Here is a 21,876-nt window from a genome sequence, read left to right on the forward strand (position 1 = left end):
GCTTAGCCTTTTTGCAGGAAAAGTTCGGGGGTTGTGATGAAATGCTGCTGCAGGCTGTCGGTCATCCGGAACCCGCCCGGATCATCGGCAATCAGGCCTGTCATCTGCGACGCATGGGCGGCCACGGCTTTGGCCTTGCGGTCCTGCCAGGTGCGCACGTCCAGCCTTGCAAGGCGGGTGCCGTCAAGGTCCGGCAGGCATTCGGCAAAGCGACCCCAGACCGGATAAGACCAGAGCGCAAGACCGGGGCGAAGCTGCGCGATACGGTCCGCAACCCGCGCGGTGCGGCCGTGGTCGGGGTGCGGGTCGCCGGCCCATGTTGTCCACAGCGCGGTGGTGGTGTCGGTGATCAGCGGCAGCACACGTTCGACCGCGCCGGCAAAGTCGATATCGCCGCCCGAGGGCGGGCTGTCGGGATAGTCCAGCAGCACCGGACCCGGGTCGCGCCCCTTGGTCAGAAGGTGCAGCGCCTGCGTCACCTCTTGCGCGCGCAGGCGGCGCAGTGCTTCGGGCGGGTGGCTGCGCGACCTTGGGTGCGACTGGCAGCCATCGGTCATCACCACCACCTGCACCCGCCGCCCCGCGTCCACCAGGGCCGCAATCGCGCCGCCGCAGCCAAGCGTTTCGTCATCAGGATGCGGGGCCAGCAGCACGACATCGCCGCCGCCCGACACCGCGTCCAGCGTGACCCATGGCGCGGTCCGGGCGGCCAGCAGCAGCGGCGTCACGAAAAGGCCTCGCTCATCAACGCGGTGCCGGGGGCAAGCAGCGCTTCGGCCGCCTTGTCCAGCTTGCTGTCCAGATTGGCCTGACGCAGGAAAAAGCCAAGGTCGCGGCGAATCCGGTCGGCATCGGACTCGGCATTGAACGCCGCCGTGCCCATGATCCGTTCCGTCAGCGCGATCCCGGCCTGACAGGCCTGTTCGACCGCCTCGCGCGCCAGTAGCACCTGCGGCACGCCTGTCGCCTGCCACCCCTGTTCGACCCGCTTGCACGATGCGTCCACCCACAGCCGCGCGGTATGGGCATGGGCGACCAGCCGGGCAAATCTTGCGCGCTGGTGCGGATCTTCTGACTGGCCGCGCGCGATGATATGCTGGCAGGCCTGTTCGGCCAGCGCCTCCAGCCCACCGCATTGCACCGCGCAATAGCGCCAGATGCCTCCTTCGAAATGCGGCTCGCGCAGGTAGTCATCAGGGTCGCCCAGCGTTTGCGCGCCCACCCCGGTCAGGTCATAGCGGCCCGACGCGGTGGCCCGCATACCGCTGACCGTCCAGCCAGAGACATCCCCGCGCGCTGCTTCATCAACATCGGCAAGGAAAAGCTGCACCCCGTCGCAGGTGGTGACTGGGATCACCGCGCGCGACACCAGCCCGATGCCGGAACAGAACTGCTTTGCCCCGGACAGCGTTGCCGTTGCCGTGTCCATGTCGGCGACCCGTACCGGGGGCTTTCCGTCTGCCCCCCAGACGCCGAAAACCGTGGGACCGTGGTCTTTCGCCGGGCCGCGGGCGGCCACCATCGCCTGTTGGCGCTGCACCGATGTGCCGTACAGCTGGATCAGGCGCAGCGCATTCACATGGCCTTCGACAATGCGGCCCACCGACAGGCTGGCGCGGCCGATCCGGCGCAACATCGTCGCCCCGGCCAGCACATTGCCATCCGGCAGGCAATCGCACACCACCTGCATCAGCAGACCGCTGTCGTGCAAACAGGCCAGATCGGCGGCCAGCGTGATCTCGCCCCGGTCGGCCGCACCTGCGCGCGACGCCACCGCTGTCAGCGCATCGGCGAACGGATCGGCGAACGACAATTTTTCCTGTGCCATCACTGCGCGCGCCGCCTTTGCTGTCTTTGGTCTGCCTCGGCCCGGGACGGCTGAGAAAACGCGCGGTATTGCTCTTCGAGCTTTGGCAGTTCGGCCCGGCAATCGCTGATGCGCAGACGCACACGGGCCAGCGCCTTTGCGCGCGTTTCGATCCGCTCCAGAAAGGCCCCGAATGTCGACGGCAGCGGGTCCGCCATCAGCCCTGCGGCCTCGGCCAGCCCGAGTGCTGTGGCAAGGCGGGCCCGCAGCGCTATCGGCTCCGGCCAGACCGCGCGCAGACGCCCGCGCATCTGATAGCGCTTTACAAAGGTGGCCGCCGGTTCCAGCCATTGATCGACCTGCGGGTCAGCCTCGACCGCGCGTTCGCGCAGCGCCCCCGCCATGCCGCCCGAGGTGCGGCCGGTCATCCGGCATGAGGTGTCGACCATCACGCTGGTGCAATGCCGCAGCCGGAAATCGTGGCGTTCGGCCAGCGCGGCAAAGGCGCGGTCCTCGCTCATCCCGATTGCGGGCATGCCGCCGACCGTCTCGTAAAGCTGACGGGTGAAGGCAAGGCTGGCCCCCGAGGCGTTCAGATGCGGCGGGTCAGGATCATGCGGCATCGGGTCCAGCAGCGCAGCCAGCCTGACCGCAACTGACATATAGGCGGTCTCGGTATGGCAATGCATTGCAACGGCGGCGGGCAAGGACTTTGCCTCCACCTGATCCGCCGCGAAGGCCCCGCAGATCAGGTCGGCATGGGCCAGTTCGCGCAGGTTGGCCGTGATCCAGTCCGGGCGCACCCGGCTGTCGGCATCCGTGGTCAGCAGGATGCCCCTGCGATCCAGCCGCCGGATCGCAAGGTCAAGCCCCAGACGCCGCGCCGCACCGGCATGGGCATCGCAGCCACGCAGGTCGCAGTCCATCACCTGCACCGCGATGGCGGGATGCGCCATGGCCCAGGCCAGGACCTTGTCACAGGTGCCGTCATTGCTGTTGTTAACCACCACAACCACCCCGATCCTCAGGGGCCGCACGCCGTGAACCGCGACCGCCAGCGCATCAAGACAGGCCGTGATGCGCCGCTGTTCATTGCGCGCCGGTATGACGACCGCCGCATCAAGGGGGCCAGAGGGTCCGAGTGCGGTGATGACGGTGCGGGTCGGGCGCAAGGTCCATGTCATGGCAACGAACTCTCCTCTGGCGCGGGGGGTTGGGCGGCAGTGGGCTGGTGAACCGGCAAAGCTGCAGTTTTGTTCCACGCTGATTTTCCGCGACATTGCATGCCCCACTGCGGCTGCCCCACTGTGCCTGCCCGAAGGCGTGTGATGCGCGGATCAGCGGCGGAACATTCCGGTATCTGGCGAGTTTGAACGCCGGACAAACCCCTGTCCGCGGTTTTCGGACCGGACAGACAGCACAGCCTTCATCCGACCAAGGAGAGAGTTTCCCATGAAAAAAGACAAATCCGGCCCCGCAAAGGGCGCGTTCAGCGCGCTGGTGTCTGATGTTGGCGCGGGTGGCGAATTTCACCAGCATGCCGGCGACGGTGACGCGCGGCTGACCACGGCCCAGGGCGTGGTGATTGCCGACAACCAGAATTCGCTGCGCACTGGCCCGACCGGCCCGACCCTGCTGGAAGATTTTGCCCTGCGCGAAAAGATCTTTCACTTTGACCACGAACGCATTCCGGAACGCGTGGTCCACGCACGCGGCTTTGGCATTCACGGCATCTTCGAATGCACCCATGCCATCCCCGAGATCACCCGCGCGGCCCCGTTCCAGACCGAGGGCAAGATCACGGAAACCTTCGTGCGGTTCTCGACCGTGGCCGGGTCCAAGGGATCGGCAGATCTGGCGCGCGATGTGCGGGGCTTTGCCGTGAAGTTCTACACCGACGAAGGCAACTGGGATCTGGTCGGCAACAACATCCCGGTGTTCTTCATTCAGGATGCGATCAAATTTCCCGACCTTGTCCATGCCGTCAAACCCGCGCCTGACCGGGGCTTTCCACAGGCGCAATCGGCGCATGACAACTTCTGGGATTTCATCTCGCTGACGCCGGAATCGATGCACATGATCATGTGGCAGATGTCGGACCGCACGATTCCGAAGTCGTTCCGCACGATGGAAGGCTTTGGCGTCCACACCTTCCGCTTTGTGAACGGGGCCGGCGAGTCTACCTTTGTCAAATTCCACTGGAAACCGCGTCAGGGCCTGCAGTCGGTGCTGTGGGACGAAGCGGTCAAGATCAACGGGGCCGACCCAGACCGCCACCGCCGCGATCTGTGGGAGGCGATCGAGGCCGGTGATCTGCCGGAATGGGATCTGGGTGTGCAGATGTTCGATCAGGATTTTGCCGACAGCTTTGACTTCGATGTGCTGGACCCGACCAAGATCATCCCCGAAGAAGAATGCCCGGTGGAGATCATCGGCACCCTGACGCTCGACCGGCTGGTCGACAACTTCTTTGCCGAAACCGAGCAGGTGGCGTTCTGCACCCAGAACGTTATTCCGGGCATCGACTTTACCAATGACCCGCTGCTGCAGGGCCGCAATTTTTCTTATCTCGACACGCAGCTGAAGCGGCTTGGCGGCCCGAACTTCACCAAACTGCCGATCAATGCGCCGCGCGGCTGCCCGGTCAGCAATTACCAGCAGGACGGCCATATGCAGACCGCCAACCGCAAGGGCCGGGTCAATTACGAACCCAATGGCTGGGGTGAAGGGCCACGCGCGCATCCGCTGGAGGGCTATGTCAGCTTTGTAGCCCGCGATGAGGGCGAAAAGCGGCGGCTGCGGCCTGAAAGCTTTGCCGACCACTACAGTCAGGCGCGGTTGTTCTACACCAGCCAGACCGAGATCGAACAGGGCCATATCCGCAACGCCCTGATCTTCGAGCTGTCGAAATGCGTGGTCGAAGATATCCGCATCCGCATCGTCGCCCATCTGCGCCACATCGACAGTGATCTGGCGGCCGGGGTGGCGCAAGGGTTGGGGCTGGCGGCCCTGCCCGAACCCGCGCCGACCATGGTGCCGACCCGCACCGATCTGGTGCCCTCTGACGCGCTGAGCATCCTGAAAAACGGGCCGCTCAGCTTTGCCGGGCGCACGGTGGGCGTTCTGATGTCTGACGGGGTTGATGCGGCGGCTTTGGCCAGTCTTTCCTTGGCGATTGCCGATGCCGGGGCGATGATGAAGATCGTGGCCCCGTCCATTGGCGGCGCGACCGACAGCGGCGGCACCCTGCACCCGGCGGATGAAAAGATCGGCGGCGGGCCTTCGGTGTTGTTCGATGCGGTGGCGATCCTGCTGGGGCCCGACACTGCGGCAACCGTCGCGATGAACCCCTCGGCGCAGGATTTCCTGCGCGACGCCCACGCGCATTGCAAGTTCATCGCGCTGGATCAGGCAAATGATCTGGTCAAGGCCTGCGGACTGACCACCAAGCTGGACGACGGGTATTTTTCCCTGACCTCTGGCGACGCCATTGTGGACTTTGTCGAGGCCTGCGCCGATCTGCGGTTCTGGAAGCGCGAGGCGACGCTGGCTATGTAAAAAAACACAGTTCCGCTGCACGGAAAGGGGAACGTTTTCCCGACATGCTGGTTGACGGACTGATAATCCTGTCCAGCGGAGCTGTCTGATGCGCCACCCCTCCCCCGTTCTGCCTCGCCGAAACCGTGCCGCATCAATTGCGGTTACAGTCCTTGCCGTTGTGCTGGTGATCTTTGGGTTGCCGATATTTGCAGGGGGCATCTGGCTGATAACGCTGGGCGGGTCGTGGTACTACGCGTTTGCTGGCGCAGGGTTGCTGGCAACCGCCTATGGCCTGTTCAACAGGACCATGGCGGCGGTCTGGCTGTATCTGCTGACCTTTGTCGGCACCGTGATCTGGGCGTTCTGGGAAGCCGGGTTCAACTGGTGGGCACAGGTGCCCCGGCTTGTCGCCCCGACCGTGATCCTGCTGTTGGTGCTGGCGGCCATTCCGGCACTACGGCGTCTTGGCTCCCCGCAACAGCGGGGAGTCCTTTCCGTTGCGGCTTTGCTGGGTGCGATGGCCGCTTTGGGTGGTCCATCCGGGCATATTGCGCAGGCGCAGGACACTGCGCCGACCCCCGTCACACCCGACGCCCCGACTGCACCGGAACCGGCAGCGCCAGAACCAGAAACCCCGGCAGACCAGACCGCCGCCTCCGAACCCGCCGGGGCAGAGCCCATCAATTTCGCGATGCCCGAGGCCGGGGCCGACTGGCCGGCCTATGGCGGCACCCATCACGCGACACGCTATTCCCCGCTGGATCAGATCACCCCGCAGAACGTGACCGAATTGCGCCGGGTGTGGGAGTTCCGCACCGGCGATATGCCTGAGGAAGATCATCGCTATTCCAACCAGAACACTCCGCTCAAGATCGGCGATCAGGTGCTGATCTGTTCGGCGATGAACAAGGTCATCGCGCTTGATGCGCGCACCGGGCTGGAAAACTGGCGCTATGATCCGCAGGTGCCGACCGATGCGATCCCCTATAACGCCACCTGTCGTGGTCTGGCCTATTATGCCTCTCCCACGCTGGCCGCCGAGGAGCCCTGTGCCGAGCGGGTGATCATGAACACGCTGGATGCCCGGCTGATCGCGGTGGACACCCGTACCGGACTGTTGTGTGAAGGTTTCGGCACCGGCGGCACCGTCAACCTGGAGGAAGGCATCGGCCACACCGTGCCGGGCTGGTATGCGCCGACCTCGCCGCCGACCATCGTTCGCAATATTGCTGTGGTGCATTCGCAGGTCCGGGACGGACAGCGCCGCGATGCGCCGTCTGGCGTGATCCGCGGCTATGACGCCGAAACCGGCGAGATGGCCTGGGCCTGGGATATGGGCCGGCCCGGCGAAACCGGCCTGCCGCCCGAAGGCGAAACCTATACGCGGGGCACGCCGAACGTCTGGACCATCGCTTCGGGGGACAACGATCTGGGGCTGGTCTACCTGCCGCATGGGGTGCCGTCTGTCGACTACTGGGGCGGTATGCGATCAGACATCGAGAATGAGTATTCGACCGCCCTTGTCGCGCTGGATGTCGAAACCGGGCAGGTCGCCTGGCATTACCAGACCGTGCATTATGATGTCTGGGATTATGACCTTGGATCGCAAGGCACACTGATTGACTTTCCAACCCCTGACGGTCCGGTGCCCGCGCTGATCCTGCCGACCAAATTGGGGATGTTCTTCATCTTTAACCGCGAAACCGGCGAGCTGCTAGTCGAAGTCGAAGAGCGCCCGGTGCCGCAAGGCGGTGTGGAACCTGAAAGGCTGTCACCAACACAGCCCTTCGTCGTCGATTTTCCCAGCACCCTGAAACCCGATCTGGAAGAGCGCCATATGTGGGGCATGACCCCGCTGGACCAGCTCTGGTGCCGGATCCAGTACCGCCGGGCCAATTACGACGGCATCTACACCCCGCCTTCGGCGGACCGCGACTGGATCCAGTATCCCGGCTACAATGGCGGCTCGGACTGGGGTGGCGTGGCGATTGATCCGGTGCGCGGCATCATGGTGGCCAATTACAACGACACGCCGAACTTCAACCGCCTGTTGCCACGGGAAGAGGCCGACGGGCGCGGAGCCATCCCGATTGACGAGCCGGGGGCAGAGAACAACCCTGATGGCATCAACCCGCAGGCCGATACGCCCTTTGCCATCAAGGTCAATGCGGGCTGGCGGGTGCCGTTGACCGGCCTGCTGTGCAAGGAACCGCCGTATGGCGGCATCATGGCCATTGATCTGGCGACCCGACAGGTGTTGTGGGACAAGCCCTTTGGCACGGCCCGCAAGAATGGCCCCTTTGGCATCCCGTCAATGCTGCCTTTGGATATCGGTACGCCGAACAACGCCGGTTCGGTCGTGACCGCCAGCGGATTGATCTTCATCGCAGCGGCCACCGATGATTTGATCCGCGCGATGGATATCGAAACCGGCGAGGTGCTGTGGCAAGACGCTCTGCCCGCAGGCGGACAGGCTGGCCCGGCGATGTACGAGGTCGACGGGGTGCAATACCTGATCATCAATGCGGGCGGCCATAATTTCATGGAAACGCCGATCGGCGATTACTTCATCGCCTATGCCCTGCCCTAGGCTTTACATGCAGACGGGGCAGGTCCAACAGGTTGGACCTGCCCCAATTAAGAAAGGTGCGGGGCCAGGGTTCCGCACCTTGGCTTGCCGGGGCGATGTCAGCGCCCGCAAGCCCGTCAATGGAAACCCTGTCGCGTGGTGCTGCAAATGGATCTGATGCTGACGTCACAGACGATAGATGCTACCCCCTATTGCGGGCCACTGGTCGCGCCTGCCGGGCTTTGGTCCGCGTGGAATACCGACCCGGTGCTGCTGGCGTCGCTGGGTCTGGCGCTGGCGGTCGCGGTTTTGTGGATGCGTCGCCATTCTGAACCCGGCCCCAGGAATACCGGGGCACTTGCCATCGCCTTTGGCGGGCTGATCATCGCCTTTGTGTCGCCTTTGTGCGCGGCGACGGTTGCGCTGTTTGCAGCGCGGTCGGTGCACCACATCGTACTGATCAGTGTGGTGGCCCCTGCCCTCGCCATCGCCCTGCCACTGGGCCGCGCGGCTGGCGGCATCGGCTTTGCATTGACGGCGGGTGCGCTGCTCTTGTGGCACATCCCTGCGGTCTATGGCGCGGCGTGGAACAGTGTGGGTGTCTACTGGCTGCTGCAAGCCGCGCTGCTGGGTCCGGCATGGCTGTTCTGGTCGGCGGTGCTGCAGCCCGCCGCGCGGGCCGAGCGGGTGTTCATGGATGCGCTTCTGGTCGGTGGGCTGGCTGGCATCATGGGGCTGATCGGGGCGGTGCTGACCTTTGCGCCAACCGGGCTTTACCCGCAGCATCTGGTGGGCAGTGATGCGTTTGGCCTCAGCCTGCTGGCCGATCAGCAACTGGCCGGGTTGATCATGTGGGTGCCGGGCTTTGTGCCGCTTGCCGCACTGGCCTTCCGCATTATCGCGCGCGGCTGGGCACGGGGGTTCGCCTCGTGATCGCGCTGGTCAAGTTCCTGCATATCGCGGGCCTGTTGTGCTGGAGCGCGGCACTGGTCAGCCTGCCGTTTCTGTTGCACCATTACCGGCGGGCCAGGACGCAATCCGATTTCACCGAATACCGGCTTATCACCCATTATGGCTACATCGCCTTTGCCTCGCCCGCCGCCGTGGTGGCGATTTCGGCGGGGACGGTGCTGATCTTTCTGGCCGATGTCTACGACCCATGGCTGCTGATCAAGCTGGCCTTTGTGGCAGGCATGGCGCTGGTGCACGCATGGCTCGGCCATCTGATCCTGAAATCCGGCGAAACCGGCGGCCGCTACAGGATGCCCCAGCCGCTGATCGCGCTGGCGCTGGTCATCCCGCAGATTGCGGTCATCCTCTGGCTGGCGCTGGCCAAGCCTGATCTGGCCTGGCTGGCCGACCTGTTGCCGGCCCTGGCACTTGAACCTCAGGGAGGGTCCCTGTGATCATCTTTCGTGCCGATCTGATAGTCGAACACCAGCTTGCCGCCGTGCCATCCGGTGATGGCGGTCATTCCCGCACAGATGGCGGAAACCAGCATGCCCCAGGGCAGCACGATGGCTTCGGCATCGCCCTGCCGGATCACCCAGTTTGCGCCCAAGAGCGACAGCAGCATCACCGCCAGAATGAAATGCGTCCAGCTGGCCGACCGCACGCGGATGCCGCGCACCGCCAGCAGCTCGACCGTGCCGACAACTCCGGCAAGCACGCCGATGACAAAACCCACCCCGGCAGACCACAGCGCCACGCGCGGCCAGAACGCATCGCCCGTCCACCAGTACAGCCCGTCGGCGGCAAAGGTGCAGAAGGCAAGGGTGATGGGAAAGGCGACCATCATCGCATGCAGCGGATGCCCGGCGATGGCGACAGTGGATTCAACGTCGTTAAACGCGTCGAACTTCTGGATGGGATCGACGAACTTTCGGGAGCGGGACGGTTTTTGGGTCATGCGCAGCCTTTCAAACAACCAAAGGCACGCCGCGCAAAGCGGCCCTGCCACAGGAACAAAGCGCTGATCGGCGTTTTCGTTCCCTGTCTGGCGGCCTGTGGCGGCCCTTTGTCCACGCTGGACCCGGCAGGGCCGGTTTCAGAGCTGGTGGCGGGGCTGTGGTGGGCCATGCTGATCGGGGCTGCGGTAATCACCGCTTTTGTCTGGGTGTTGCTGGGACTGGCATGGCGGGGCAATGCCAGCCGCGCCGGGGGCGAGCGTCTGTGGATCTGGGGGCTTGGCGTCGGCTTTACTCTTTCGGTGCTGGTGGTGCTGGTGGGCTATGGCATCTGGGTGGGCGAACGTATCCTGACCCGCGACGACGGCGCGCTGCGGGTTCAGGCCCAAGCCCGGAAATGGCAGTGGGAATTCACCCAGCCCGGCCCCGATGGCACGGCGATCGTCACGCGCGATGTGCTCTACGTTCCTGCCGGGCGGCCCTTCGATATCGAGATCACGTCCAGCGATGTCATCCACAGCTTCTGGGTGCCGCGCCTTGGCGGCAAGATGGATGCCGTTCCGGGGCGGGTCAATGTGGCCCGCCTGCAGGCCGATGTGCCCGAAGTGCTGGAAGGGCTGTGCGCCGAATTCTGCGGGATTGGTCATAACGTGATGCGGTTTTCCGTTGTCGTCTACCCCGAAGGCGCGTTCCCAGAGCCAGACCTTGCCGGGGCAGAGGTGACACCATGACCAACGAAACCCATATCAACGCCGGTTCACAGGCCGTGCAGGCAGGGGCTGTGCAGTCCGGCGTGGCGCAGGTTGCCGCCAACCCGCAGCAACGCGCCCTGCGGCTGCACAAGGAACTGACACAGGTCTGGACCGATCTTCCCGGCTGGCGCGGGGTGTTGATGTCGGTCAACCACACCTCGATCGGGCTGCGCTTCATGGCGACGGCCTTTGTGTTCTTTGCCATCGGCGGTGTGCTGTCGATGCTGATCCGGGCGCAACTGGCAACGCCGCGCGGCGATTTTCTGGATACCGCCCTGTATAACCAGATCTTCACGATGCACGGCAGCATCATGATGTTCCTGTTCGCCATCCCGATGCTGGAGGGGCTGGCGCTGTGGCTGCTGCCCAAGATCCTTGGCGCGCGCGACATGGCGTTTCCACGCCTGTCGGCGCTTGGCTACTGGTGCTATCTGTTTGGCGGGCTAATCATCGTACTGTCCTTGCTGGGCGGCGTCGCCCCCGATGGCGGCTGGTTCATGTATACGCCGCTGTCCGACAAGACCCATACGCCGGGCATCAACGCAGATATCTGGCTGATCGGCGTCACCTTTGTCGAGATTTCAGCCGTGGCCGCCGCGGTCGAGATTATCGTGACCATCCTGTATTGCCGCGCCGCCAATATGTCGCTGACCCAAATGCCGCTGATGGGCTGGTACATGCTGGGCACAGCGGGCATGATGCTGGTTGGCTTTCCGCCGCTGATCCTCGGATCAATCCTGCTGGAGGTCGAGCGCGCCTTTGACTGGCCGTTCTTTGATGTGGCGCGCGGTGGCGATCCGCTGCTGTGGCAGCATCTGTTCTGGCTGTTCGGCCACCCCGAGGTTTACATCATCTTTCTGCCCGCCGCCGGGGCGCTGTCAACGCTGATCCCGGTGATGTGCCGCACCACCATTCTGGGCTACGGCGCGATTGTGGCGGCGGTGCTGGGGCTGGTGTTTCTGTCCTTCGGGCTGTGGGTGCACCACATGTTTGCCGTGGGCATTCCGCATATGGCGCTGGCGTTCTTCAGTGCCGCCTCGGCGCTGGTGGCGGTGCCCACGGCTGTGCAGGTGTTTGCGTGGATCGGCACGATCTGGAAGGGCAAGCCGCAGTTGCATCTACCGATGCTGTATGTGCTGGGGTTCTTTCTGACCTTTGTGATGGGCGGGCTGACAGGGGTGATGCTGGCCATCGTGCCGTTCAACTGGCAGGCGCATGACACCGCCTTTGTGACCGCGCACCTGCACTACGTGCTGATCGGCGGCTTCGTGTTTCCGATGATGGCGGCGGTCACCTACTGGATGCCGCTGATTTCCGGGCGCAGACGCGTGCAGGGGCTGGGCGAGGCCGCATTCTGGCTGGTGCTGATCGGCTTTCATGGCACATTCTTCATCATGCACCTGACCGGCCTGCTGGGCATGCCGCGCCGGATCAGCATCTATCCCGACAACCCTGAGTGGATTTTGCTCAACCTGATTTCGTCGATCTTTTCCATGGTCATGGCGACCGGCTTCGTGGTCTTCGCCTTCGACATCGTGATGCAGTTCCGTTTCGGCCGCCAAAGCCGCCGCAACCCGTGGGGGGCCCCGACGCTGGACTGGGCGATGGTCCTGCCCGCGCCGGCCTACAACTTCGCATCGCTTCCCGCCGAGGGGCCTGCGCCATCGACGGTCATCCTGCCGCTGGCCCGGGGGGAAGGGCTGTTGCCCGGTGCACCGCGCGGCTGGCGCGAGACGCTGGTGGTGGACCCCGGCACGGGCCGACCATCGCATGTGGCGGTGCTGCCGGGCAACACGCTTCTGCCACTGGCCACGTCCGCCGCCATCGGCAGTTTCGTCGGGCTGATGCTGGCGGGGCTTTATGCGCTGGTGCCGCTGGCCCTGATGCTGATCGTGGTGATGGTCTGGCGCTGGGGCGCGATCATGGGCACCGGCCATGACCATGCGCCGGTCGCGGTTGCCCCGGGCCTAGAGCTGCCGCTGCACTGGCACAGCCGCGTGTCGCTGGCCTATTGCGGCGCGGTTGCGACGCTGGTGGCGGATGGCACGCTGTTTGCGTCCCTGCTGTTCGGGGTGGCGTTCTTGTCGGTGGTGGCACCGGGCTGGCCCGCACCGCCGTCAGAGATTCCCGGAGCACTGTTGGCGCTGACCGCCGGGGTGGCGCTGCTGGCGCTGGCCTTTGGCAGCATCGCATCACGCCGGGCCGAGGCGATGCGCGCAAGCCCGCGCGGGCGGCAATGGGCGGTGCTTGGCCTTGGCGCAGGCTGCGTGGCGCTGTTGGCGGTTGCCGGGGCCGCGATGATGCTTGACGACCCGCGCCGCCATGCCCGCGATGCGCTGCACGCGGTGCTGCTGGCCTATGTCGGGGTGCATGCCGGGATTGCCGCGCTGCTGGCCCTGCGCACACAGGGCGACGCCGCCCTTGGCCGGGTGTCGCACAGCCGCCGGGGCACGGCCCCGGTCTGGCGGTTGTGGCAGGATTTCGCATTTGTGACCGCCGCCGTCTCGGCGCTGGTCATCCTGTTGCAAGAGGTTGGCTGATGCGCTGGCTGGTGTTCTTTCTGGCGCCGCTGATCCTGTGGGCAGGTGCGTTCTCGGCGGTCTATGGTCTGCATGGTCTGGGCTGCGCCTGGGGCTGGCCGTTTGTCGCCACGCCGCTTGGCTCGCTGCATGTGGTGGGAATGGTGGCGGTGTGGCTGGCGGCGCTGGGGCTGCATTTTATTCTGCTGCGCGCTGCACCGCGTGGCCCGGCCCTGACCGACCGGCTTGTGCGTCTGGCCGGATGGATCGGGATCTGGTCCACCCTGCTGACGCTGTGGCCGGTGCTGTTGGTCAGCAGCTGCGACATCCCTGTGTAACGCGGACCTGCTGGGCGGGTGGCGGCCCGCAAGGGTGCCGCCACCCGGATCAGGACATCAGCGGTCGGTGCGGGCCGTGCCCGGTTCCGGCAGCGGCGCGGTGGGATGACGCGAAGGGTGAAGCCCCCGCGTGGCGTCCTGCCGTTCGCTGGCGCGCGACGACAGGGTGAAGCCGATCAACGAAATGGCGAGAAGCGCGCCAAATACAATCACCGCAAGAAGTGTTTCTGACATGTCTTATCCTCCGATTGGGATGGGTGTGTGTGGGCATACCTGCGGTGAACCGCGTGCCCCCCGGCTTTGTTCCCGCGCACCAGCTTTGTCCCAAACGCCCGTTCCGGTGCCGCCACCAAGCGGAACATTTGCCGTCCGGTCCGGTTACACATCGCAGACGACACCACGTCGTTGTGCTTGAAATGAAGAGAGGAGGGCCAGACATGGCCAGATCAAGACATTACGAGGCCGACGCCCGGAGTGAACGGTCACAGGGCAGTGACGACCCGCAGTCGCGCCGCCGCGAGGGGGGACAGGACAACCAGCAAAGTGGCTACGGTCAGCAAAGTGGCTACGGTCGCGATGCTGGCAGCTATGGTCGCCCGGACGAAAGCTATCCGCGCGGGTCCGGCGAAGATGAATTTGCGCAAAGCCGGCCTTTGGCGGATGATTTTGACCAAACCTTCGGGCGTGGGTCCGGCAGAGGGCCAGACAGTGACCGCGGATATGGCAGCGAACGGGGCTATGAAGGCTCCGGCCAGCGGGGCGGACAGGGTGGCTTTAGCGGCAGTGCACCGAACTATGGCGACCGGGGCTATGGGGATCAGAGCTACGGCAACCCGTCCTATGGCAATCGCGGCCGATATTCCGGTCAGGAGCGGTTTTCCGGCGGCTATGGCGATCAGCGTTCACGCGATCAGGGCCCGGCCGATCAGGGCCATGAGCGCGGATTTCTGGAGCGTGCGGGCGATGAGGTTGCATCATGGTTTGGCGACAACGATGCCCAAAGACGTCGCGATGAAGACCATCGCGGCAAGGGCCCAAAGGGCTACACCCGGTCTGACGACCGCATCCGCGACGATGTGAACGATCATCTGAGCGATGATTCCTGGCTGGACGCTTCTGACATCGAAGTGTCGGTCGAACAGGGAGAGGTTACCCTGTCCGGCACGGTTGACTCGCGCCAGAGCAAGCGCCGCGCCGAAGATTGCGTGGACCGGATCGCAGGCGTGACCCATGTGCAGAACAACCTGCGTGTGAAGTCACAAATCGGGTCGCAACCGCTGACCGGCACCAGCCTGTCTGCCGACGACACCAACGGGCTGGGGGCGGGCAAAGCCTCTGGTAAAGGCAACACCCAACTGTAACCGCCCTGCAGGCGCAGGCAGGGTCCGGCGCTTACAGTCAGCTGATGGCGCGCCCCTTCAGGGCGCGCCGATGAAGGCCCGGTCTGGCACAAGACTGGTTTCGTGCAATGGCATTGTACCTGCCGGGATGTCCCTCACCCGGCAGGGACAATCGGGCAGATGGATTGTCCCCTTTCATCTGCCCGTCATTGCAGCATCCGCCCATTGTCCGTCCCTTTATCCGCCCCCCTTCCCTGTCATTCCAAATGCGACATCAGCAGGGAACAAAGGCGACATCGGCCAGTTGGATAAGGCGTGGAGGACGTCAGCAAGCGGCAGCCGGGCGCAGGTCCGGAGAGGAAGCTCAAGGTCACTCCCGGACAGACTGTCTGCGCTGCGCAGGCAAGATGCATCCGGGCTGACGGCACCCGCAGGCACAGGGCCAACAGCAGATGACGCACCGATTTGCGTATCTGCGGACGGCCCGGAAACAGGATCAACGCCGCGCATACTCCGGCCAGGGCCGGGGCGGCATAAACCTTTTTGATGAATGGAGACGACAATGAAACTGACCCTTGTTACACTCACGGTGGCAGCACAACTGACAGCTTCGGTGGCGATGGCGCAGACCACTGACGGCACCACCGGAACAACAGGAACAACCACGACCGACGGCACAGCCCCGATGGCGGGCAGCTTCGGATCGGATTGGTCCACCTCGCTCAGCTCGGCCATGTTCGGGGACGACGGCAATACGGTGCGGTCGGCATCGGAAATCGAAAGCCAGTGGGCGACCCTGTCTGAAGAAGACCGCGCCATGATCCGCCGCGACTGCATGGCCTTCATGCAAGACACCGGCAGCACGATGGGCACGGATACCACCGGAGCAGGCACGACCGGGACAGGCACGACCGACACGACGCTTGGCACCGATACAACCGGCACCACGGGCATGGGTACCGATACGACCACGGGCGCGACCGGCACCACGGGAACCGATGCGACCGGGTCCGCAACCGGGACGGATACGACTGCGACCGGCACGACCGGAACTGATGCTCTGGGCACCGATACAACCGCAACCGGCACGGTCGAAACCGACTCGACCGGGGCGATCGGCACCGACACGACCGGCGCAACCGGAACGGATACCACCGGCACCGCCGCAACCGGCACTGATGCAACAGGCACCGATGCAACCGGCATGGGCACCGCCGCGACCGGGGCAGCCGGGGACACTTCGACCACCGGCGCATCCGACATGATGGAAGTGTCGTCCGAAAACCTGCAGGCGATCTGCGCTGCAACCTCGGATCTGTGAGAACCGCCCAGCGGTGACCGCATACACAAATTCAAAGGGCGCACGGTTGTGCGCCCTTTTTCATATGACGGAGTTCCTGCTCTGTGTTGCGACGGTCAGGCCCGCAGCGGACCCAACGGCAGGACAACCCGGCAGGACAGGCCCTTGGCCGAGAGGTTGTATTCGGTTTCCGCATTGAACTGATAGGGCAACGCACGCTCGATCATCTCACGGCCAAAGGCGCGTCCGTCGGGGTCGTCGTCGCCATTGCGGTGCGGTGCAGAGGCGGCAAAGGTCTCGGTCCATGCCAATGTCAGTTGCCGGTCGGTCTCGCTGGTCTGGCGCAGTTGCCAGAGCACTGTCAGCCCACCCCCGCCCTGCTGCAACCCGCCCTGCGCCAGCGCCTGTGCCGCCAGTTCGTGCAGCGCCAGCGCCAGCGTCTGCACCGAAGACGAGCGCAGGCGGATGCCGGACGGCCCGCCGACCGACAATCCGGGGGTAGCGGTCATGTCGATGCCGTGCCCCCGGAACACACTGTCCAGCAATTCGTCAAAGGTGATCTGCCCGTCATCCGACAGTTTCGACAACAGACCGCCGGTCCGCGCGATTGACCCCAGCCGCGACTGGATCAGCGGGCCGAAAACCTCCAGCGTCTCGCTGGACGCAAGGGTCCGGTCTGTGATCGAGGTCACCACAGCCATCAGGTTCCGGGTGCGATGCTGCAATTCCGCAACCAGCGTCCGCAAGCGTTCGTGCATATCATGCAGATCCTGCACATCGGTCGAGGTGCCCAGCCATTCAACCAGATTTCCTGCGGAATCGCGCACCGGCAAGGCCCGGGTCTGGAACCAGCGATAGGTGCCGCTTTCCTGATCGCGCAGCCTGTAATCCACTTCCAGCAGGCCGCGGTCGCGCGCCTGGCTCCAGGCAAGGTCTGCCTGCGGCCTGTCGTCGGGATGCACTGCATCCAGCCAGCCGGCGTTCTGGCTTTCGGCGTCGGTCAATCCTGTAAACTTGGTCCATTGCGGGCTGGCCCATGTCCAGCGGCCGGTGGCAGCGGCGCGCCAGACCAGTTGCGGAATGCCTTCGACCAAGGTGCGGAAACGCATGTTGATCTCACGCTGTGCGGTCTGCGACCGGGTTTGGGCGACGGCGGCCCATATCCGCTGGCCGACCTCGGCCAGCAGTTCGGTTTCGGCGTCAGACCAGTTCCGCGCCGTACGCGCGGTGACACAGACCGCCCCCGCAACCTGACCACCGATGATCACCGGCACACACAGACAGGCCGCAATCTGCCCGGCAAGAAAACGGGTGCGGACAAAAACCGGCAGCGCTTCGTGCGTGTGCATGTCGCGCACCATGAACTGCTCGCCCCTGCGCAGCAGGGTCATGGCAAGGCCAAAGCTTTCGGCGCGGAAGCTGCCCGCCACCGATTGCAACGCCGGGGGAAAATGGTCCTGTGCGATATGGACCTTGCCCGTCGCCTCGTCCAGCTCGGCCAGCAGGGCGCGGTCGACCTGCAGATGATCGGCCAGCAGCCTGCAGGCATCCTTTTGGGCGACCAGTGCGGTGGGCGACGCGCGCAGCACATCGGCAAGCGACAGCAGAAAGACCTGTCGCGCCTCGCTTTTGCGCAGCGCGTCTTCGGTGCGCTTCTGGTCGTCGATGTCGGTCGTGGTGCCGAACCACCCGGCGACGCTGCCATCGGGCCGGTGCTGCGCGCGCGCCCGTGTCAGGCACCAGCGATAGACCCCGTCCTGACGCCTGTGCCGCACTTCCATTTCAAACGGATTGCCGCTTTGCCGGGCTTTGTCCCACGCCAGTCGGGCGCGGTCCCGGTCATCGGGGTGCACAAAAAGCGCTGCCGGACCCGTTTTGGCATCATCGGCACCCGTTCCGAAAAAACTGTGCCATTGTTTGCTGACATGGCTGACCGTGCCTTCGGGCGAGGCGGTCCACACGATGGACGGTGCCAGATCGGCAAGCTGCCGGAACTTTTCTTCGCTTTCGCGCAGCGCCGTTTCCGCCACCGACTGCTCAATCGCCGGCAAAATCCGGTCCGCCGCTTCGGCAATCAGCGTCAGCTCTGCCGTGGACCAGTGCCGGGGGGTGGAAGAGTGGATCACAAGTCCGCCGCTGAGAAGCCCGCCTTTGAGCCGGGGAACGCCGACACAGGCGCGCACACCCCCATCGGCCAGCGCGGCGCGGGCGGCGGGCGGCAAAGCGGGCTCGGTCGAAGTATCATCAAAGACCACCATCCCGGCGTCGGGAAACACCTCCGGCAACGGCCGCCCGAAAAGGCGGGTCTGGTCGGTGCCATCGACCCGGTAATCGCTCCGCGAACAGTCCTGCACGACCCTGAAGTGACCTTCTGACACCTCAAAACAGGCGACGCGGTCGACACCCAGATGGTCCGCAAGCACCCGCAGCGCGGTCTGCTGTGTGCGTTCTGCTTCGCCCCCCCCGCTCAGGGCATCGGACAGGGCCAGCAAAACCGCCTTGCGCGTGCTGATCTCCTCAAGCTCGGCCTCTTGTGCCCGTCGCTCTGTGATGTCGCGAAAGAAAATCCCGACGTTGGGGCTGCCGTCATCCCCGATGCGGGCGGCAACGACATCGAAATAGCGGCCCAGCGGTTTTGCCTGATATTCCTGCCGGATGCTCTGCCCGGTTCTGGCCACCTCGGCATAGGTGTCGATCCATGAGCGTTCAAGATCGGGAACCAGTTCCAGCGCGGTACGCCCCACAGGATCAACCAGCCCGGTGTGGTGGGAAAACGCCGCATTGGCTTCCACAAACAGGTAATCGCAGGGCTGCCCGTCGGGGCCGGTCACGATCTGGACGACGCAGAACGCCTGATCAATGGAGTCGAGCAAGGTGCGGTAGACCTCACTGTCGCACAGAACCGCGCAGCTGGTGCCAGCGCCAGCGCGTGCCGGGCGTGCCGCTTCGTCGTCCGCCGATCCGGTTTCTGCCGCCAGAGGGGCGGATGTGGTGGGCCTTTGCGGCAAAGGCTTGCTGACCATCTTTCACCTCTGGCTGGAACGGGCCACCCGACTGCAACGCAAGGAACAGGAAGGCAACTCTTATTGAATCCTAGTCAGAACGCATGGGTCGGCGGAAATGTTCCGATCTTATCTGCTGATAAATCAAAAGGTTCTCAACTGCGTGCATCGCTGTGTCCTGCGACAATTCGATCTGCTAGGAAATGTGCTAGCGTTGTCTTATTGATTGGGGTCCGGGGGTATAGCATGCAATTCGATTTTCAAGGCAGACGTGTGCTGATTGCCGAGGATGACTATTTCGTAGCCTCAGAACTGGCCAATGTGTTCCGGGCCGCAAATGCGAAGGTGCTTGGCCCCTGCGCCAGTCTGGCCGAGGCCACGCGACTGGCGCAATCCAGCCAGATGGCGGTGCTGGATGTCGATCTGAAAGGTCAGATGGTGTTTCCGCTGGCCGATCAGATGATGCGCGACGGTGTGCCGTTCGTATTTTACACGGGGTTTGACCGGCCGTTGCTGCCGTCCCGCTTTGCCGACATCGTGCTGATCAACAAACCAACCGCCCCCCTGTACACGGTGCAGGTGCTGGCAAGGTCTGGCGTGGCCAATCCGCAGAGCATTTCCGAACTACTGCCCCAGCTGCGGTTGCGGGCGCGGGCGCTGATGCAGGACAAAGGTGCGGCTGACCGTCTGCTGGAGCTGACATTGCACCGGGCCATCGCCTGTGACGACAGCCTGCCCCCGACGGCCAATGTCAGCCCCTGGCTGGAAGGCCTGATGCGCACTATTGCCGAGACCGAGGGCCGCGACCTGATGCACTGAAGCCTCAGCGCCGCCGGGCCTTCAGGCCGTGGTCGGTGGTGTAAGATTGCGGAACCTGTCCTGACACATCTCTTCCAGCGCCTGCGACACCTCGGCCGGGTCCATCGGCTTGTCGATCTGGCGGAATTTGCGGTACTGCGGCGGAAGCGTTGCCATGTCATAGGCGGTGACGAAGGTGATCGGAATATTCCGCTCGATCAGCACATCTGCGACCGGAAATACTGTCTGGCCGGAAATGTTTACATCCAGCAGCGCGCCATGCATCGTCTGGGCACTGCGGGCCAGTTCCAGACCATCGCGCACCTTGCCAGCGGGGCCGATAACGGTGATGCCAAGGCTTTTGACATGGGCACACAGATCCAGTGCGACGATATAATCGTCTTCCATCACCAGAATCTTGCAACCATCGTCGTCTGTCACTGAATTGCACTCCATACTCTACCCCATATCTTGTCGCATTGACGCTATCATTCAGCGTGATTTTGTGGTCAGATGGTTGATGACCCAGATCTGCACGGTGCAGACTGTCTGAACAACGCGGACAGATTGCGCCGGGTTCCGGTGTGGTCGCAGTTCAAAGTCGGCCAGCATGCAACACGGTAAACAATAACGATTCTTTGTTTTCTTTCAGAAGTCTTTGATCTACACGCAGCGCCGGATTAGACTATCATTGTCATATCGCTATTTGCGTTTTCCACGGAGGATGGGTTTTGGAATGAAAACAGATCACAAGATCATCCAAACCCCGGACACACTTCTGGCCGTCACTGCAGAATCCGTTCTGGACAGCATCAAGGCAGAGCCTGTTCCGGCAGAGATCATGGAACTCGCCATCCGTCTGCAGGCAAAGTTTGACGAACGGGATACGGCTGCGCAGAAAGCCGCCAACAAGCCGGATGCCGACGACATCTAGAGCTTCCGGCCGGGTCACGCGGTTAAGTGTCCGGCCTGCCCTTTGTGCCATCACCCTTGTTTGTGGCCGGTCCCGTCTTTATCGGGCCATGCCTTTTTGAACTCTTCCGGGGAATGCGCTGATCCTTCGTGGTCATCCTGAGCGTTCTGGCGATCAGGGCGTGGCGGCCGCTTTTCGGCTGCGGGCTTGGGTTCATTCGGCATCACGCGGCTCCTTTTGTGGGTCGGTCAACGATTGGCCGGGCTGTTTTTGCGACCGGGTCGGACCTGCGTCGTCCGGGGCAAAGGGCGCAGTGCCGTCGCGGTCCGGTCTATCAGGGTCCGGTCTATCACGGTCCGGTTTCACGGCTGGTTGCGCCGTGCCGGGACGGGATGGGGGGTGCGGTGTGTCGGACATCAGATCCTCTTGCCTTGGTCCGCCAGATGGCGGGACTGAGACTGAACGGCGAAAGCAGGGCGATGGTTCCCGCACCGCGCGGCACCGGCACCGGCCGGAACAAATCCCCCACGGCCCGGTTACACCTGCGTCGATCCGGGCTGCGGCCCGCAGAGATCAACCGTATGGAGCACACCATGAAAACGAAAACGCTGAACGACCTGTTTCTGGAAAACCTCAAGGACATCTACTACGCCGAGCGCAAGATCCTGAAAGCCCTGCCAAAGATGGCACGCGGTGCCCAATCCGAAGAGCTCAAGGCTGCGTTTTCCACCCATGCCGAAGAAACGCAGGTGCATGTCGAGCGCCTGCAGCAGGTGTTTGAACTGTTGGGCAAACCCGCACGTGGCAAGACCTGCCCGGCCATCGAGGGGATCATCGAAGAAGGCGAAGAAGTGCTTGATTCCTTCAAGGGTTCTGTCGCGATCGACGCGGGCCTCGTTGCCGCCGCGCAGGCGGTAGAGCATTACGAGATGGCCCGCTACGGCACGCTGAAAGCCTGGGCCGAACTGTTGGGCATGGACGAGGCCGCCGCCCTGCTGGGTGAGACCTTGCAGGAAGAAATGGCCACGGATGAAACGCTGACCAAACTGGCGGAGTCTTCGGTGAATGCCGCAGCGCTTGAAGCCGCCTGA

At 64.0% G+C, this 21,876-nt stretch carries 19 protein-coding genes; 12 read left to right on the forward strand and 7 right to left on the reverse strand.

The window, feature by feature from the left end; translation table 11 throughout:
• Positions 1 to 2: 2 nt before the first annotated feature.
• From Q7J44_RS15295 to Q7J44_RS15305, 3 genes are read right to left on the reverse strand one after another with little or no spacing between them, the layout of a single operon-like run.
• Positions 3 to 728, reverse strand: a complete 726-nt coding sequence (locus tag Q7J44_RS15295) for a PIG-L deacetylase family protein (protein WP_304881333.1) — start codon at positions 726 to 728, stop codon at positions 3 to 5.
• Positions 725 to 1,828, reverse strand: coding sequence for an acyl-CoA dehydrogenase family protein (locus Q7J44_RS15300; RefSeq protein ID WP_304881335.1), 1,104 nt, complete (start codon positions 1,826 to 1,828; stop codon positions 725 to 727). The genes Q7J44_RS15295 and Q7J44_RS15300 overlap by 4 nt, the downstream gene beginning before the upstream one ends.
• The gene (locus Q7J44_RS15305) at positions 1,828 to 2,991 is read right to left on the reverse strand and encodes a glycosyltransferase family 2 protein (RefSeq protein WP_304881336.1); all 1,164 of its coding nucleotides are present in this window, start codon (positions 2,989 to 2,991) and stop codon (positions 1,828 to 1,830) included. Before Q7J44_RS15305 ends, Q7J44_RS15300 begins: the two co-directional genes overlap by 1 nt.
• 268 nt (positions 2,992 to 3,259) lie before the next feature.
• On the opposite strand from Q7J44_RS15305, the gene Q7J44_RS15310 reads away from it, so the two are divergent.
• The 4 genes from Q7J44_RS15310 (at position 3,260) to Q7J44_RS15325 (ending at position 9,322) form a co-directional block, all read left to right on the forward strand.
• On the forward strand, positions 3,260 to 5,365 hold the full coding sequence (locus Q7J44_RS15310; RefSeq protein ID WP_304881338.1) for a catalase: 2,106 nt from the start codon (positions 3,260 to 3,262) through the stop codon (positions 5,363 to 5,365).
• A gap of 88 nt (positions 5,366 to 5,453) precedes the next feature.
• On the forward strand, positions 5,454 to 7,937 hold the full coding sequence (locus Q7J44_RS15315; protein WP_304881340.1) for a membrane-bound PQQ-dependent dehydrogenase, glucose/quinate/shikimate family: 2,484 nt from the start codon (positions 5,454 to 5,456) through the stop codon (positions 7,935 to 7,937).
• A 147-nt stretch (positions 7,938 to 8,084) separates the two neighbouring features.
• Positions 8,085 to 8,849: a cytochrome c oxidase assembly protein gene (locus tag Q7J44_RS15320; protein WP_304881342.1), complete on the forward strand. Its 765-nt coding sequence runs from the start codon at positions 8,085 to 8,087 to the stop codon at positions 8,847 to 8,849.
• Positions 8,846 to 9,322 (forward strand): CopD family protein, encoded by a 477-nt coding sequence (locus Q7J44_RS15325; RefSeq protein ID WP_304881344.1) that lies wholly within the window; start codon positions 8,846 to 8,848, stop codon positions 9,320 to 9,322. The genes Q7J44_RS15320 and Q7J44_RS15325 overlap by 4 nt, the downstream gene beginning before the upstream one ends.
• Here Q7J44_RS15325 and Q7J44_RS15330 read toward each other — a convergent pair.
• Positions 9,304 to 9,825, reverse strand: coding sequence for a DUF2231 domain-containing protein (locus Q7J44_RS15330; protein WP_304881346.1), 522 nt, complete (start codon positions 9,823 to 9,825; stop codon positions 9,304 to 9,306). The two genes, Q7J44_RS15325 and Q7J44_RS15330, sit on opposite strands and share 19 nt — an antisense overlap.
• Before the next feature lie 108 nt (positions 9,826 to 9,933).
• Between Q7J44_RS15330 and Q7J44_RS15335 the strand changes: the two genes are divergently transcribed.
• The 3 genes from Q7J44_RS15335 to Q7J44_RS15345 are packed head-to-tail and all read left to right on the forward strand — an operon-like array spanning position 9,934 to position 13,432.
• Positions 9,934 to 10,554: a cytochrome c oxidase subunit II gene (locus Q7J44_RS15335; protein WP_304881348.1), complete on the forward strand. Its 621-nt coding sequence runs from the start codon at positions 9,934 to 9,936 to the stop codon at positions 10,552 to 10,554.
• Complete coding sequence (ctaD, locus tag Q7J44_RS15340) at positions 10,551 to 13,115, forward strand: cytochrome c oxidase subunit I (RefSeq protein ID WP_304881350.1); 2,565 nt, start codon at positions 10,551 to 10,553, stop codon at positions 13,113 to 13,115. The genes Q7J44_RS15335 and ctaD overlap by 4 nt, the downstream gene beginning before the upstream one ends.
• Entirely contained in the window at positions 13,115 to 13,432 is a 318-nt protein-coding gene (locus Q7J44_RS15345; protein ID WP_304881352.1) for a hypothetical protein, read from the forward strand. Before ctaD ends, Q7J44_RS15345 begins: the two co-directional genes overlap by 1 nt.
• 57 nt (positions 13,433 to 13,489) lie before the next feature.
• Here Q7J44_RS15345 and Q7J44_RS15350 read toward each other — a convergent pair whose 3' ends face one another.
• A complete protein-coding gene (locus Q7J44_RS15350; RefSeq protein ID WP_304881353.1) occupies positions 13,490 to 13,666 on the reverse strand; it encodes a hypothetical protein in 177 nt (58 codons plus the stop codon).
• Between the two features lie 203 nt (positions 13,667 to 13,869).
• Between Q7J44_RS15350 and Q7J44_RS15355 the strand changes: the two genes are divergently transcribed.
• Positions 13,870 to 14,793 carry a BON domain-containing protein gene (locus Q7J44_RS15355; RefSeq protein ID WP_304881355.1) on the forward strand — a complete coding sequence of 308 codons (924 nt, stop codon included), beginning with the start codon at positions 13,870 to 13,872 and terminating at the stop codon, positions 14,791 to 14,793.
• Between the two features lie 541 nt (positions 14,794 to 15,334).
• A complete protein-coding gene (locus Q7J44_RS15360; protein WP_304881357.1) occupies positions 15,335 to 16,093 on the forward strand; it encodes a hypothetical protein in 759 nt (252 codons plus the stop codon).
• A gap of 95 nt (positions 16,094 to 16,188) precedes the next feature.
• Here the strand turns inward: Q7J44_RS15360 and Q7J44_RS15365 are convergent, their stop codons facing one another.
• Positions 16,189 to 19,095 (reverse strand): PAS domain S-box protein, encoded by a 2,907-nt coding sequence (locus Q7J44_RS15365; protein ID WP_304881359.1) that lies wholly within the window; start codon positions 19,093 to 19,095, stop codon positions 16,189 to 16,191.
• Positions 19,096 to 19,320: 225 nt separating this feature from the next.
• Here Q7J44_RS15365 and Q7J44_RS15370 point away from each other — a divergent pair, with 225 nt between their 5' ends.
• Entirely contained in the window at positions 19,321 to 19,893 is a 573-nt protein-coding gene (locus Q7J44_RS15370) for a hypothetical protein (RefSeq protein WP_304881361.1), read from the forward strand.
• Between the two features lie 21 nt (positions 19,894 to 19,914).
• Here the strand turns inward: Q7J44_RS15370 and Q7J44_RS15375 are convergent, their stop codons facing one another.
• Positions 19,915 to 20,313, reverse strand: coding sequence for a response regulator (locus Q7J44_RS15375; RefSeq protein ID WP_304881363.1), 399 nt, complete (start codon positions 20,311 to 20,313; stop codon positions 19,915 to 19,917).
• A 295-nt stretch (positions 20,314 to 20,608) separates the two neighbouring features.
• On the opposite strand from Q7J44_RS15375, the gene Q7J44_RS15380 reads away from it, so the two are divergent.
• Together Q7J44_RS15380 and Q7J44_RS15385 are read left to right on the forward strand one after the other, a co-directional pair.
• On the forward strand, positions 20,609 to 20,806 hold the full coding sequence (locus Q7J44_RS15380; protein WP_304881364.1) for a hypothetical protein: 198 nt from the start codon (positions 20,609 to 20,611) through the stop codon (positions 20,804 to 20,806).
• A gap of 572 nt (positions 20,807 to 21,378) precedes the next feature.
• Positions 21,379 to 21,876: a ferritin-like domain-containing protein gene (locus tag Q7J44_RS15385; protein WP_304881365.1), complete on the forward strand. Its 498-nt coding sequence runs from the start codon at positions 21,379 to 21,381 to the stop codon at positions 21,874 to 21,876.

The sequence above is a fragment of the Pseudotabrizicola sp. genome (assembly GCF_030656345.1).
GTDB lineage: Bacteria > Pseudomonadota > Alphaproteobacteria > Rhodobacterales > Rhodobacteraceae > Pseudotabrizicola.

Coding starts and splice junctions, on each gene's coding strand:
- Q7J44_RS15300 (WP_304881335.1), bottom strand. CDS start 1,828: ATGGCACAGGAAAAATTGTCGTTCGCCGATCCGTTCGCCGATGCGCTG.
- Q7J44_RS15305 (WP_304881336.1), bottom strand. CDS start 2,991: ATGACATGGACCTTGCGCCCGACCCGCACCGTCATCACCGCACTCGGA.
- Q7J44_RS15310 (WP_304881338.1), top strand. CDS start 3,260: ATGAAAAAAGACAAATCCGGCCCCGCAAAGGGCGCGTTCAGCGCGCTG.
- Q7J44_RS15315 (WP_304881340.1), top strand. CDS start 5,454: ATGCGCCACCCCTCCCCCGTTCTGCCTCGCCGAAACCGTGCCGCATCA.
- Q7J44_RS15320 (WP_304881342.1), top strand. CDS start 8,085: ATGGATCTGATGCTGACGTCACAGACGATAGATGCTACCCCCTATTGC.
- Q7J44_RS15330 (WP_304881346.1), bottom strand. CDS start 9,825: ATGACCCAAAAACCGTCCCGCTCCCGAAAGTTCGTCGATCCCATCCAG.
- ctaD (WP_304881350.1), top strand. CDS start 10,551: ATGACCAACGAAACCCATATCAACGCCGGTTCACAGGCCGTGCAGGCA.
- Q7J44_RS15345 (WP_304881352.1), top strand. CDS start 13,115: ATGCGCTGGCTGGTGTTCTTTCTGGCGCCGCTGATCCTGTGGGCAGGT.
- Q7J44_RS15350 (WP_304881353.1), bottom strand. CDS start 13,666: ATGTCAGAAACACTTCTTGCGGTGATTGTATTTGGCGCGCTTCTCGCC.
- Q7J44_RS15355 (WP_304881355.1), top strand. CDS start 13,870: ATGGCCAGATCAAGACATTACGAGGCCGACGCCCGGAGTGAACGGTCA.
- Q7J44_RS15360 (WP_304881357.1), top strand. CDS start 15,335: ATGAAACTGACCCTTGTTACACTCACGGTGGCAGCACAACTGACAGCT.
- Q7J44_RS15365 (WP_304881359.1), bottom strand. CDS start 19,095: ATGGTCAGCAAGCCTTTGCCGCAAAGGCCCACCACATCCGCCCCTCTG.
- Q7J44_RS15370 (WP_304881361.1), top strand. CDS start 19,321: ATGCAATTCGATTTTCAAGGCAGACGTGTGCTGATTGCCGAGGATGAC.
- Q7J44_RS15380 (WP_304881364.1), top strand. CDS start 20,609: ATGAAAACAGATCACAAGATCATCCAAACCCCGGACACACTTCTGGCC.
- Q7J44_RS15385 (WP_304881365.1), top strand. CDS start 21,379: ATGAAAACGAAAACGCTGAACGACCTGTTTCTGGAAAACCTCAAGGAC.